This is a genomic window from Kluyvera ascorbata ATCC 33433 (assembly GCF_000735365.1).
Classification (GTDB): domain Bacteria; phylum Pseudomonadota; class Gammaproteobacteria; order Enterobacterales; family Enterobacteriaceae; genus Kluyvera; species Kluyvera ascorbata.
In genome coordinates this window covers 1-13,760 of record NZ_JMPL01000019.1, presented here as the reverse complement: position 1 = coordinate 13,760, position 13,760 = coordinate 1, and the positions used below count along the sequence as shown (strand labels likewise).

At 54.4% G+C, this 13,760-nt stretch carries 12 protein-coding genes, 1 pseudogene and 1 riboswitch; of the genes and pseudogenes, 8 read left to right on the top strand and 5 right to left on the bottom strand.

Translation table 11 applies throughout. The features are described from left to right. Window positions 1-100: 100 nt before the first annotated feature. The 3 genes from ilvN to leuO all read right to left on the bottom strand — a co-directional run bounded on the left by ilvN (window position 101) and on the right by leuO (window position 3,679). Complete coding sequence (ilvN, locus tag GKAS_RS07315; protein WP_035893016.1) at window positions 101-592, bottom strand: acetolactate synthase small subunit; 492 nt, start codon at window positions 590-592, stop codon at window positions 101-103. 2 nt (window positions 593-594) lie between these two features. After that, a complete protein-coding gene (gene ilvI / locus GKAS_RS07310) occupies window positions 595-2,319 on the bottom strand; it encodes an acetolactate synthase 3 large subunit (RefSeq protein WP_035893014.1) in 1,725 nt (574 codons plus the stop codon). Window positions 2,320-2,707: 388 nt separating this feature from the next. Further along, window positions 2,708-3,679, bottom strand: a complete 972-nt coding sequence (gene leuO, locus GKAS_RS07305) for a transcriptional regulator LeuO (RefSeq protein WP_035893013.1) — start codon at window positions 3,677-3,679, stop codon at window positions 2,708-2,710. Window positions 3,680-4,281: 602 nt separating this feature from the next. On the opposite strand from leuO, the gene leuL reads away from it, so the two are divergent. The 5 genes from leuL (at window position 4,282) to leuD (ending at window position 9,142) form a co-directional block, all read left to right on the top strand. After that, window positions 4,282-4,368, top strand: a complete 87-nt coding sequence (leuL, locus tag GKAS_RS25530; protein WP_100249930.1) for a leu operon leader peptide — start codon at window positions 4,282-4,284, stop codon at window positions 4,366-4,368. Between the two features lie 90 nt (window positions 4,369-4,458). Beyond that, window positions 4,459-6,030 carry a 2-isopropylmalate synthase gene (leuA, locus tag GKAS_RS07300; protein ID WP_035893012.1) on the top strand — a complete coding sequence of 524 codons (1,572 nt, stop codon included), beginning with the start codon at window positions 4,459-4,461 and terminating at the stop codon, window positions 6,028-6,030. Beyond that, on the top strand, window positions 6,030-7,121 hold the full coding sequence (gene leuB / locus GKAS_RS07295) for a 3-isopropylmalate dehydrogenase (protein WP_035893011.1): 1,092 nt from the start codon (window positions 6,030-6,032) through the stop codon (window positions 7,119-7,121). Before leuA ends, leuB begins: the two co-directional genes overlap by 1 nt. Before the next feature lie 2 nt (window positions 7,122-7,123). After that, window positions 7,124-8,524, top strand: coding sequence for a 3-isopropylmalate dehydratase large subunit (gene leuC / locus GKAS_RS07290; RefSeq protein WP_035893010.1), 1,401 nt, complete (start codon window positions 7,124-7,126; stop codon window positions 8,522-8,524). A 12-nt stretch (window positions 8,525-8,536) separates the two neighbouring features. After that, entirely contained in the window at window positions 8,537-9,142 is a 606-nt protein-coding gene (gene leuD, locus GKAS_RS07285; protein ID WP_035893008.1) for a 3-isopropylmalate dehydratase small subunit, read from the top strand. 84 nt (window positions 9,143-9,226) lie between these two features. Here leuD and GKAS_RS07280 read toward each other — a convergent pair whose 3' ends face one another. Both GKAS_RS07280 and sgrT read right to left on the bottom strand, forming a co-directional pair. Continuing rightward, a complete protein-coding gene (locus GKAS_RS07280; RefSeq protein WP_035893006.1) occupies window positions 9,227-10,405 on the bottom strand; it encodes a sugar efflux transporter in 1,179 nt (392 codons plus the stop codon). 83 nt (window positions 10,406-10,488) lie between these two features. Then, the gene (gene sgrT, locus GKAS_RS23785) at window positions 10,489-10,626 is read right to left on the bottom strand and encodes a glucose uptake inhibitor SgrT (protein ID WP_115074862.1); all 138 of its coding nucleotides are present in this window, start codon (window positions 10,624-10,626) and stop codon (window positions 10,489-10,491) included. Between the two features lie 98 nt (window positions 10,627-10,724). On the opposite strand from sgrT, the gene sgrR reads away from it, so the two are divergent. From sgrR to thiP, 3 genes and pseudogenes are all read left to right on the top strand, one after another. Next, the gene (gene sgrR / locus GKAS_RS07275) at window positions 10,725-12,380 is read left to right on the top strand and encodes an HTH-type transcriptional regulator SgrR (protein ID WP_035893004.1); all 1,656 of its coding nucleotides are present in this window, start codon (window positions 10,725-10,727) and stop codon (window positions 12,378-12,380) included. 35 nt (window positions 12,381-12,415) lie between these two features. Beyond that, window positions 12,416-12,516, top strand: a riboswitch (TPP riboswitch). Window positions 12,517-12,546: 30 nt separating this feature from the next. Continuing rightward, the gene (gene thiB / locus GKAS_RS07270) at window positions 12,547-13,530 is read left to right on the top strand and encodes a thiamine ABC transporter substrate binding subunit (RefSeq protein WP_035893002.1); all 984 of its coding nucleotides are present in this window, start codon (window positions 12,547-12,549) and stop codon (window positions 13,528-13,530) included. After that, window positions 13,506-13,760, top strand: a pseudogene (thiP, locus tag GKAS_RS07265) (thiamine/thiamine pyrophosphate ABC transporter permease ThiP); the annotation flags it as partial. The gene thiB and the pseudogene thiP, both read left to right, overlap by 25 nt.

The window sequence follows — 13,760 nt, the reverse complement described above, 5'->3', positions numbered from 1 at the left end:
GATTGATCTCATCGGCAATAGCTTTTCTTCGCACTTATTGCTGATTTCGCAAAAAAAAGCCCGACGTGTGGCCGGGCTACGATAAAGCGATGAGACGTGATTAGCGCATAATCTTGTCGCCGCGCGACAAACCGACCACGCCAGAGCGTGCCACTTCCACGATTCTCGCCACATCACGCAGCGAAGCGAGGAACGCATCCAGCTTGTCGCTCGTGCCCGCAAGCTGAACAGTATAGAGCGATGGCGTGACGTCGATAATCTGCCCACGGAAGATTTCCGTATTGCGCTTGACCTCGTCGCGACCATAACCGCTGGCCTGCACTTTCACCAGCATGATTTCGCGTTCAACATGCGCGCCCTGTCCCAGCTCATTCACCCGCAGCACATCCACCAGCTTATGCAGCTGCTTTTCGATCTGTTCGATAGTTTTTTCGTCACCGACCGTCTGGATAGTCATACGAGAGAGCGTCGGATCGTCGGTTGGCGCCACGGTCAGACTTTCGATGTTGTACCCACGTTGTGAAAAGAGGCCAATCACGCGCGACAGCGCGCCGGACTCGTTTTCCAGTAATACAGATAATATCCGGCGCATAATCAGGTTCTCTCCGTTTTGCTCAGCCACATCTCGTCCATTGCCCCGCCGCGAATGTGCATCGGGTAGACGTGCTCGCTGCCATCGACGCAAACGTCGACAAATACCAGGCGGTTATTGCGCACCTGCTCCAGCGCCTGCGCAAGTTTGCTCTCAAGCTCGGATGGTTCGGTGATGCGAATGCCTACATGACCATAGGCCTCAGCCAGGCGGACAAAGTCCGGCAGCGATTGCATATAGGACTGGGAGTGACGGCCAGAATAGATCATATCCTGCCACTGCTTCACCATTCCCAGATAACCATTGTTCAGGTTCAGAATCAGCACCGGCAGCTCGTACTGCAGCGCGGTCGACAGCTCCTGAATATTCATCTGAATACTGCCGTCGCCGGTCACGCAGACTACGGTTTCATCTGGCAGCGCCATTTTCACCCCAAGAGCCGCAGGCAAACCGAAGCCCATGGTGCCGAGACCGCCAGAGTTGATCCAGCGACGAGGTTTATCAAACGGATAATAGAGCGCCGCAAACATCTGGTGCTGGCCCACATCAGAGGTGACGTACGCCTCGCCGTTGGTCAGCTTCCAGATGGCTTCCACTACCGCCTGCGGTTTGATCTGCGCGCTTTGGGTATCGTATTTCAGGCACTGGCGCGCCCGCCATTGTTCAATTTGCTGCCACCAGTCGCGGATCTCATCAAGCGGCTGCGCCGCGCTTTCCTGATCCAGTAGTTCCAGCATTTGATCCAGTACTATTCCCGCATCGCCGACGATCGGAATATCTGCCGGAACCGTTTTAGAGATCGACGTCGGATCGATATCAATATGCAGTACGGTGGCATTCGGGCAGTACTTCGCCAGATTGTTGGTCGTGCGATCGTCAAAACGAACCCCAACGGCAAAAATCACGTCAGAGTGATGCATGGTCATGTTAGCTTCATAGGTACCGTGCATCCCCAGCATGCCCAACGCCTGGCGATGGGTCGCCGGGAAAGCGCCTAACCCCATCAGTGAAGAAGCGACAGGCAGGTTCAGCTTTTCAATCAGCGTACGCAGCTGCGTATGGCACTCGGCGTTCACCACCCCGCCGCCGACATACACTACCGGCTTTTTCGCCGCGATGAGCGTTTGCAGCGCGCGTTTAATCTGCCCTTTATGGCCGGTCGTCGTTGGGTTGTAAGAGCGCATGCTGACCGTATCCGGCCAGACGTACGGCAGCTTATTCGCCGGGTTCAGAATATCTTTCGGTAAGTCGACCACCACCGGGCCAGGTCGGCCGCTGGATGCTAACCAGAACGCTTTTTTGAGCACGCCGGGGATATCCTCGGTCTGCTTCACCAGGAAGCTGTGTTTGACGACCGGTCGCGACACTCCGACCATGTCGCACTCCTGGAAGGCGTCATAGCCAATCAACGAGGTGGCAACCTGGCCGGAAAGTACCACCAGTGGAATGGAGTCCATATAGGCCGTGGCAATACCGGTGATGGCGTTGGTGGCGCCAGGGCCGGAAGTCACCAGCACAACGCCGACTTCGCCGGTCGCACGCGCCAGGCCGTCGGCCATATGCACCGCCGCCTGCTCATGGCGCACCAGCACATGGTCAATACCCCCCACCGTGTGTAGCGCGTCATAAATATCGAGGACAGCGCCTCCCGGGTAGCCAAATACCTGCTTCACGCCCTGATCGATTAACGATCGGACGACCATCTCGGCTCCAGACAACATCTCCATGGTTTGCCTCCAGGCTTGTGTTCTTAATGACCCGAGAATTCATTTCTCTGCGCCATACGCCCGACGGAAGAATTTGTCCGCCGACGCTAAATTATCGGTAAAGAACTAACATAACCGCTCACCACAAGGCAGGCAATTCACACGTCTGGAGTAGAAGCCGTACTAAAAAGAGGAAAAATAAAGGGAAAAGGGAGAATGATGGATGATTACTTCAACGCCAGGAAAAAGAGAGCGTAGATGCTCGGGCGAAACGCGGCATTACAGCAAAACCTGCATTTTTCACATTATTGCTCCCACCGCCAGAGAGTGACAACAGCATAATATTTTTCATTATAATAAAAAACAAGACAAACAGAATGCATCAACACTCTGTTTGTCTGACGGGTTATTACTGCGGACGGCACGCGCTAATCAGTAACTCTTCCATCCATTGATGGCCTTTATCGCGGCCTGCCGCTTCATGCCAGGAAAGATAGCAGGTACGGCTATTTAACTTCATTGGCAACGGTAAAATCTGTAGGCCCAACTGCTCGGAAAACTCTTCCGCCAGGCGACGAGGGGCAACGGCAACCAGCTGCGTCTGGGACACAACATTGAGTACGCTGATCAATGCCATTCCCTGATAGGCAATACGGCCCTGTTTATCAATGGTGTCATACCAAGGCTGGCTAAACGATGCATAGCGATCCAGAGAAACAACGGCGTGTTCTTCGCTATAAATATCGGCCTCAGTTACCGGTCCATGTATACGGGGATGCTTGTCGCTCGCCACCAGAACCATTTCATCATTGAATAACGGCACACAGGCAAATTCAGGGCGACGGAACTCTTCATAGCCCAACACAAACTCGATTTCCTGATAGCGCAGCTGATGTTCAGTATTTTGATTTAATGACGACTTGAAAACCATATGAATATGCGGCGCTACTTCACTTACTTTATTAAGAATGATTGAAGTTAAATAGTTATCCAGAGGGCTGCATACGCAAAGATTAAATACTCGCTCACTGCTTAATGGTTCAAAACCAGAACCCGGTAATTCATTTTGCACGAGCTGCAACGCCTGGCGGACAGAACCAAACAGCTGGAAGGCACGTGCTGTCGGCTGAATACCGCGGCCATACCGCACAAATAATTCATCATTAAACATCACTTTCAAACGAGCGACAGCGTTACTGACCGCAGGCTGTGACATTCCAAGAATATGAGCGGCGCGAGTAATGTTTTGTTCTTGCATCACCGCGTCAAATACGGTCAGCAAATTTAAATCCACCATCCGCAGCTGGGGTTTATTTCCTTCATTTATTGATGTGCGCTGCTGCTCCGGCGCATTAATGACGCTATCAGACTCCAATGTCATACAAAACTCCCTTTGCTAAATAGCAAAAATAAACTGAGGCTATATGATTTACCATGCATATAAGATCCAAAAAAGAGAATTCAATAAAAAATAGGAATATATAAAGATAACAAGGCAAGTTTGCTGATGGGCAAAATTCAAACCCATCAATATCACCAAGTGAATGTCATGTAGTTTACCCATAGATTGCGCGAATAGACAACATTCCAAAATCGGACGAATATATTAAGTATTATTAAAGTGTTTTATTTTACTGGCTTTAATAATTAACATTTTATATCAAAAAGAGTTCTCTTAAATTCACAACACAACAGAAAAAGAACAACAACCATATATTTATCATAGAGATAGATCGGAACCTCAAAAATGTCAAACTCATGAGCGTTTGCGATGATTCATGTTTAAATGCGACAAAATATGAAAATCATGAATCAACGTATGAAACGATCATCTATAAAATGCGACCTCCTTCAGCACAATTAGCTAATTCTACCGTTTCGGTTTGATAACAAAATCGGCTTCATTTCACCTGCCAGGGTTGACATCAGAAACCATATCCAGTACCACTAAAAGCATATCGAATTCATCTGGAGAATGATGACATGTTCCGTACCACTCGCTTCAACGGCCTACTACTACTAAACGCCTCTTCTGTGCGCGGTAGGCTGGTGTGCGACGTTCAACGTTAAGTCATCATCAGTAAACGAAAAACCCGCGCCGCTGCGCGGGTTTTTTTATGCTCGTAGCAAGGCGCCCCAAGTTAACCAAGGACCTAAACCATGAGCCAGCAAGTCATTATTTTTGATACGACCTTACGTGATGGTGAACAGGCATTACAGGCAAGCCTGAGTGTGAAAGAGAAGTTGCAGATTGCTTTTGCCCTCGAACGTATGGGCGTTGACGTGATGGAAGTCGGGTTTCCGGTCTCTTCTCCGGGCGATTTTGAATCAGTACAAACCATCGCGCGCAACATTAAAAACAGCCGTGTTTGTGCGCTGGCTCGCTGCGTAGAGGCGGATATTGACGTTGCCGCCGAGTCATTGAAAGTCGCGGAAGCATTCCGTATCCATACGTTTATTGCCACCTCTCCGATGCACATCGCCACCAAGCTGCGCAGCACGCTGGATGAAGTGATTGAACGCGCGGTGTATATGGTGAAACGCGCACGTAACTACACCGACGACGTTGAGTTCTCCTGTGAAGATGCCGGTCGTACCCCAATTGATCAGCTGGCACGCGTGGTAGAAGCAGCGATTAACGCCGGTGCCACCACCATCAACATTCCAGATACCGTCGGCTACACCCTGCCGTTTGAGTTCTCCAACATTATTACCGGCCTGTACGAACGCGTTCCAAACATCGATAAAGCGATTATCTCCGTTCACACCCACGATGACCTGGGCATGGCGGTCGGTAACTCTCTGGCAGCAGTCCACGCGGGCGCTCGTCAGGTTGAAGGCGCGATGAACGGCATCGGCGAGCGCGCAGGCAACTGCTCGCTGGAAGAAGTGATCATGGCGATTAAAGTGCGCAAAGACATCATGAACGTGCACACCGCCATCAACCATAACGAAATCTGGCGTACCAGCCAGACCGTCAGCCAGATCTGCAACATGCCGATCCCGGCCAACAAAGCTATCGTCGGTACCGGCGCGTTCGCCCACTCCTCCGGTATCCACCAGGACGGCGTGCTGAAGAACCGCGAAAACTACGAAATCATGACCCCTGAGTCCATCGGTTTGAACCAGGTCCAGTTGAACCTGACCTCCCGCTCTGGCCGTGCTGCGGTGAAGCACCGCATGGAAGAGATGGGCTACAAAGATACCGACTACAACATGGACCACCTGTACGACGCGTTCCTGAAGCTGGCGGACAAAAAAGGTCAGGTCTTCGATTACGACCTGGAAGCACTGGCGTTCATCAATAAGCAGCAGGAAGAGCCAGAGCATTTCCGCCTGGATTACTTCAGCGTGCAGTCAGGCTCCAGTGATATTGCCACCGCCTCCGTGAAGCTGGCCTGCGGTGAAGAAACCAAAGCCGAAGCCGCGAACGGTAACGGCCCGGTTGATGCGATTTACCAGGCGATTAACCGTATCACCGGCTACGACGTTGAGCTGGTGAAATATGACCTGAACGCCAAAGGCCAGGGCAAAGACGCGCTGGGTCAGGTCGATATCGTCGTTAACTATAACGATCGCCGCTTCCACGGCGTCGGTCTGGCGACGGACATCGTTGAATCCTCCGCAAAAGCAATGGTTCACGTGCTGAACAACATCTGGCGCGCCGCTGAAGTTGAAAAAGAATTGCAACGCAAAGTTAAGAATAACGAGAACAACAAGGAAACCGTGTAATGTCGAAGAATTACCATATTGCTGTGTTACCAGGTGACGGTATTGGCCCTGAAGTCATGACACAGGCATTGAAAGTACTGGAAGCCGTGCGCCAACGTTTTGATATGCGCATTACCACCAGCCATTACGATGTTGGCGGCATCGCCATCGACCGTCACGGCGAACCGCTGCCACAGGCGACTGTTGAAGGCTGCGACCAGGCTGACGCCATTCTGTTTGGTTCCGTGGGCGGCCCTAAATGGGAAAATCTGCCGCCAAACCAGCAGCCAGAACGCGGTGCACTGCTGCCGCTGCGTAAACACTTCAAGCTGTTCAGCAACCTGCGTCCAGCGAAACTGTACCAGGGGCTGGAAGAGTTCTGCCCGCTGCGTGCCGATATCGCCGCTAACGGCTTCGACATTCTGTGCGTCCGCGAATTAACCGGCGGCATCTACTTCGGCCAGCCGAAAGGCCGCGAAGGTAGCGGTCAGCACGAGAAAGCGTTTGATACCGAGGTGTATCACCGTTTTGAGATCGAACGTATTGCGCGTATCGCGTTTGAATCTGCGCGCAAGCGCCGTCACAAAGTGACCTCTATCGATAAATCCAACGTGCTGCAGTCCTCCATTCTGTGGCGCGAAATCGTCAGCGAAATCGGCAAAGAGTATGCCGACGTTGAGCTGGCACATATGTATATCGACAACGCCACCATGCAACTGATTAAAGACCCGTCTCAGTTCGACGTGGTGCTGTGCTCTAACCTGTTCGGCGACATTCTCTCCGACGAGTGCGCGATGATCACCGGCTCTATGGGTATGTTGCCGTCTGCCAGCCTGAATGAAGAAGGCTTTGGCCTGTACGAACCGGCCGGCGGCTCGGCTCCGGATATCGCTGGCAAAAACATCGCTAACCCGATTGCGCAGATCCTCTCTCTGGCGCTGCTGCTGCGCTACAGCCTGGACGCCAACGACGCGGCCACCGCCATTGAAAATGCCATTAACCGCGCGCTGGAAGAAGGCGTACGAACCAGTGATTTAGCGCGCGGCGCCGCGGCAGTCAGTACCGATGAAATGGGCGACATCATCGCCCGCTATGTTGCCGAAGGGGTGTAATCATGGCGAAGACCTTGTACGAAAAGTTGTTTGATGCTCACGTGGTTTACGAAGCGCCAAACGAAACGCCGCTGCTGTATATCGACCGCCACCTGGTGCATGAAGTGACTTCACCGCAGGCGTTTGATGGCCTGCGCGCGCACAACCGCCCGGTGCGTCAGCCGGGTAAAACCTTCGCCACCATGGATCACAACGTCTCTACGCAGACCAAAGACATCAACGCCTCCGGCGAGATGGCGCGTATCCAGATGCAGGAGCTGATTAAGAACTGCAACGAGTTCGGCGTCGAACTGTATGACCTGAATCACCCATATCAGGGCATCGTCCACGTCATGGGGCCAGAACAGGGCGTTACCCTGCCGGGCATGACCATCGTCTGCGGCGACTCCCATACCGCCACCCACGGCGCATTCGGCGCGCTGGCGTTTGGTATCGGCACCTCCGAAGTAGAACACGTGCTGGCAACCCAGACCCTGAAGCAGGGTCGCGCCAAAACCATGAAGATTGAAGTGAACGGCAAAGCCGCACCGGGTATCACCGCCAAAGACATCGTGCTGGCAATTATCGGTAAAACCGGTAGCGCAGGCGGCACCGGCCACGTGGTGGAATTCTGCGGTCAGGCGATTCGCGACCTGAGCATGGAAGGCCGTATGACCCTGTGCAACATGGCTATTGAGATGGGGGCGAAAGCGGGCCTGGTTGCACCAGACCAGACCACCTTCAACTATGTGGAAGGCCGTCTGCACGCGCCGAAAGGCAAAGATTTTGACGAAGCCGTCGCCTACTGGAAAACCCTGCAAACCGACGACGGCGCGGCCTTCGATACGGTGGTTACCCTGCAGGCGGAAGAGATTGCGCCGCAGGTGACCTGGGGCACTAACCCAGGCCAGGTGATTTCCGTGAATGACAACATTCCGGACCCGTCATCGTTCAGCGACCCGGTTGAACGTGCCTCCGCGGAAAAAGCGCTGGCGTATATGGGTCTGAAATCCGGTATCCCGTTGACCGACGTGGCTATCGACAAAGTGTTTATTGGCTCCTGCACCAACTCGCGTATTGAAGATTTACGCGCGGCGGCGGAAATCGCCAAAGGCCGTAAAGTCGCCCCAGGCGTTCAGGCCCTGGTCGTGCCTGGCTCCGGCCCGGTGAAAGCGCAGGCGGAAGCAGAAGGTCTGGATAAGATCTTTATCGAAGCCGGTTTTGAATGGCGTCTGCCGGGCTGTTCTATGTGTCTGGCAATGAACAACGACCGTCTGAACCCAGGCGAGCGCTGTGCTTCTACCAGCAACCGTAACTTTGAAGGCCGTCAGGGCCGCGGTGGTCGTACCCATCTGGTTAGCCCGGCCATGGCCGCAGCGGCCGCGGTAACCGGCCATTTCGCCGACATTCGTAGCTTGAAATAAGGAAACACCATCATGGCTGAGAAATTTACCCAACATACGGGACTGGTGGTGCCGCTGGATGCCGCGAACGTCGATACCGATGCCATCATTCCAAAACAGTTTTTGCAGAAAGTGACCCGCACCGGTTTTGGCGCGCACCTGTTCAACGACTGGCGCTTCCTCGACGACAAAGGCGAGCAGCCGAACCCTGAGTTCGTGCTGAACTTCCCTGAGTTCAAAGGTGCTTCCATTTTGCTGGCGCGCGAAAACTTCGGCTGTGGTTCATCACGCGAGCACGCACCGTGGGCGCTGACCGATTACGGTTTTAAAGTGGTCATTGCCCCAAGCTTTGCCGATATCTTCTACGGCAACAGCTTTAATAACCAGTTGCTGCCGGTGACATTGAGCGATGCACAGGTGGACGAGATGTTTGCGCTGGTGAAAGCCAACCCGGGCATTACGTTTGAAGTGGATCTGGAAGCGCAGGTGGTTAAAGCGGGGGAGAAATCCTACAGCTTTAAGATTGACGACTTCCGTCGTCACTGCATGTTGAACGGGCTGGATAGCATTGGCCTGACGCTGCAACACGAAGACGCTATTTCGGCTTACGAAAACAAGCAGCCGGCGTTTATGCAGTAATCCGTAACGCCGCTGCCTCCCCGGAGGCAGCGCGTTCACGCCTTATCCGGGCTACTAGCCCAGATAAGGCGGGACGGCTCCAGACTAAACGTCCTTCACCCGCCCGGTCATCACCAGCGTCACCAGCGAAATCCCGGCAATCACCCAGTACACCGAGAAATGGCCAAAGCTCTGCGCCAGCGCCCCCTGAATAATCCCCGCCAGAATAACCCCGGTTGAAATGCTGTTGGTAAACAGCGTGGTCGCTGCCCCCGCACGCCCCGGCATCAGGTCCTGGAACCACAGCATGCCAATCCCGGCAACAATACCGATAAACACCGCGTTAAACAGCTGGAGCACCAGCAGCGACGTGTGGCTGTGGAAGAAGATCAGCCCGACGTAGAACAGCACCCCGGCGGCTACCGCCGTCACCATCATCCGCCGCTTACCAAAGCGCTTCACGTAGTAACCCGCGAGGATCATCGCCGGAATTTCCAACCCCGCCGCCGTCCCCATCAGGATCCCCGCCAGGCTATCCGACAGACCGAGATCGCTACTGATCCACAGCGGCATATCAATGATATACATGGTGTTGCAGGTCCACATCAGCGTGGAGGCAATAAACAGCATCCGCACGTTGCTGTCCTTCCAGCCGCTAATCTGATTCTGCACCACGTCGGCGTGCTGTTCGACTCGCGCCACCGATGGTAGCGTCAGAGCAATCAGCGTCAGGCTAATCACGAAAATCACGGCGGCAATAGAGAACATGGCGGTAAAGCCATAGTTGAGCGCCAGCATAAAGGCCAGCGGCGGGCCAATCACCCACGCCAGCGACAGCTGCGCACGCATCACCGAGCTGAACATCACCACTTCACGCGCCGAGCTATCGGCATATTCACGCGCCAGCGCAAACAGCTGCGGCATCGCCGCATTAGCGATGGAAGCCAACAGCACGCCGCAGGTAATCAGCGTCAGGTAGTGGCGGTTGAAGGCGAAAAGCAGCGCGTTGCCCACCGCCATCAGGCAGCAGAACATAATCAGCTTACGTCGGTCACCCCGGTTATCGGATCGTTTTGCCAGCCCCAGGCTGACGACGATCCCGGCGATAGCATTGACGGTATAGAACAGCCCTACCCAGAACGGCTGCACCCCAACTTCTCGACTGAGATACAGGCTCAGCGTTGGCGCCTGCAACGCCCCCGCCACGCCCATCATAAACGCCACCAGCATAAAGGCGGCATACACACCGTTGAGACGTCGTCCCATCGTCATTAACCAGAGCATCAGAAATCCTTTCGCGAAAGAATAAAAAAAAGCCAGCAGATGATACCTGCTGGCAAATACTCAGTCACACATGATTAGGCGAATTAATACTCAGAGGTCGGGTTCGTAACTTCCCATTGCATCAGATAGTTCAGCACTTCAAGCCGCTGTGCAGTCGCCTGACGGGCCAGCCAGGAAACATTTTTGGTGGCAGAGAAATAACGCCGGTAGAACTGATACATGGTGACCTCCTCATTTCCCCTTCGCTTCATCGAAATCAATTATTGGCTTAATATAGGGATTAATAAATTGCTGAGTTTTTATCAGGAGTTCCCCTTTTATGCCTTCAGGTCGATTACAGCAGCAGTTCATCCGTTTGTGGCAGTGCTGTGAGGGAAAATCACAGGAAACCACGCTCAACTCACTGGCCGAGCTGCTGAACTGCTCTCGCCGTCATATGCGTACGCTTTTAAACACCATGGAGGCGCGCGGATGGTTGACCTGGGAGGCGGAAGCCGGGCGCGGTAAGCGCTCTAAGCTGACTTTCCTTTATACCGGCCTGGCGCTTCAGCAACAGCGCGCGGAAGATTTGCTCGAGCAGGATAGGATAGATCAGCTGGTACAGTTAGTCGGCGATAAGGCGGCGGTGCGCCAGATGCTGGTGTCGCATCTTGGCCGCAGCTTCCGTCAGGGGCGGCACATTCTGCGGGTGCTTTACTATCGCCCGATGCACAATTTACTGCCAGGAACGGCGCTTAGACGCTCGGAAACCCATATCGCGCGGCAGATATTCAGCGCACTGACCCGAGTAAACGAGGTAAATGGGGAACTGGAAGCGGATATTGCGCACCATTGGCAGGCCATTTCCCCATTACACTGGCGTTTTTACTTGCGCCCCGGCATTCATTTTCATCACGGTCGCGAACTGGAGATGGAAGACGTCATCAGTTCGCTGCATCGCAGCATGACGCTATCGCTCTTTTCCAACATCACGCGCATTCATTCTCCTACCGCCTGGACGCTCGACGTGCATCTGAGCGAGCCCGATCGCTGGCTACCGTGGTTGTTCGGCCAGGTGTCGGCGATGATTCTGCCCCGCGAATGGCAATCGCTCAGCGACTTCTCGCGCATGCCGGTGGGGACCGGGCCGTATGCGGTCGCCCGCAACAACCAGAACCAGCTGAAGATCCACGCCTTTGACGACTACTTCGGTTTCCGGGCGCTGATTGACGAGGTAAACGTCTGGGTACTGCCAGAAATCAGCGAAGAGCCGAACGGCGGCCTGACGCTTCAGGGCACCACCCAGAGCGAAAAGGCGGTGGAAAGCCGTCTCGAAGAGGGCTGCTACTATCTGCTGTTTGACGCACGCAGTTCGCGCGGCAACAACCCGGCAGTACGACAGTGGCTGAGCCACATTTTCCACCCGAACAACCTGCTGTATCACGCAGGCGAGCAGCACCAGAGCCACTGGTTCCCGGCCTACGGCCTGCTCCCCCGCTGGCACCATGCCCGTAGCCACACCTGTGAAAAACCGGCAGGTCTTGAGTCGGTCACCCTCACCTACTACCGCGATCACGTTGAACACCGGACTATCGGCCAGATAATGGAAGCGCTGCTGGCGGCGCATCAGGTCAAGCTGGTTATTCAGGAAGTGGACTATGATGAGTGGCACCGCGGCGAGGTGGTCAGCGATATCTGGCTTAACAGCGCCAACTTTACGCTGCCGCTCGATTTCTCACTCTTTGCCTATCTTTATGAAGTCCCGCTGATTCGCCACTGTATTCCCATCGACTGGGAACAGGACGCGCAGCGCTGGCGCGCGGGGGAGCTGTCGCTGCCCGACTGGTGCCAAAGTCTGCTGGCAAATCAGTCTATTGTGCCGCTGATCCACCACTGGCTGATGCTACAAGGCCAGCGCAGTATGCGCGGCGTTCGCATGAACACCCTCGGCTGGTTCGACTTTAAATCCGCCTGGTTTGCACCGCCGGATCCTTAAGGCTTTTGATTTATTCACGTAATCATTACAATGTGCCGTTCTCAACGGGGTGCTGCGCCGAGTGCGCGAGCTGAGAAAATACCCGTCGAACCTGATCCGGATAATCCCGGCGAAGGGATTTGAGGCTAACTCAAAATCCTTTGCCACCATTTTATAAAGGTGCAAAGTGCTCAAAAAATTACTCCCCCTGCTGGTGCTGGTTGCCGCTCCGGCCCTCGCCAAGCCTGTACTGACCGTCTATACCTACGACTCTTTTTCGGCTGATTGGGGCCCGGGCCCGGCGGTGAAAAAAGCGTTTGAAGCCAACTGCAACTGCGAGCTGAAGTACGTGGCGCTGGAAGATGGCGTTTCGCTGCTCAACCGCCTGCGCATGGAAGGCAAAAACAGCAAAGCCGACGTGGTGCTGGGGCTCGATAACAACCTGCTACAGGCCGCAACCGACACCAAGCTGTTCGCCAAAAGCAACGTCCCAACGGATGCCGTGACCGTACCAGGCGGCTGGAACAACGACACCTTCGTGCCGTTCGACTACGGCTACTTCGCCTTCGTCTACGACAAAAACAAGCTGAAGAACCCACCGAAAAGCCTGAAAGAGCTGGTCGAAAGCGACCAGAAATGGCGCGTGATTTATGAAGATCCGCGCACCAGCACGCCGGGTCTCGGCCTGCTGCTGTGGATGCAAAAAGTCTACGGTGACAAAGCACCGGAAGCCTGGCAGAAGCTGGCGGCGAAAACGGTCACCGTGACCAAAGGCTGGAGCGAAGCCTATGGCCTGTTCCTGAAAGGGGAAAGTGACCTGGTGCTGAGCTACACCACCTCTCCGGCGTACCACATCATCGATGAGAAGAAAGATAACTACGCAGCGGCGAACTTTAGCGAAGGCCACTATCTGCAGGTGGAAGTCGCGGCCAAAACCGCGGCCAGCAAACAGCAGAAGCTGGCCGATGAGTTCCTGAAGTTTATGGTTTCTCCGGCCTTCCAGAACACCATTCCAACCGGCAACTGGATGTATCCGGTGACCAACGTCACGCTGCCTGAAGGCTTTAATAGTCTGGTGAAACCGCAAACCTCTTTGGAATTTACCCCACAGCAGGTGGCCACCGAACGTCAAAACTGGATTAACGCATGGCTTCGCGCAGCCAGCCGCTAATTCCCCGCTGGCTGTATCCAGGGCTAACGGCAACCACGCTGATGGTTGCCGTCGCGCTGGCGGCGTTTCTGGCGCTGTGGTTGAACGCGCCGGAAACATCGTGGTCAACGCTGCTCGGCGATAGCTACCTGTGGCACGTGGTGCGCTTTTCCTTCTGGCAGGCGTTCCTGTCGGCACTGCTGTCGGTCGTACCCGCTATTTTCCTGGCCCGAGCGCTTTACCGACGGCGT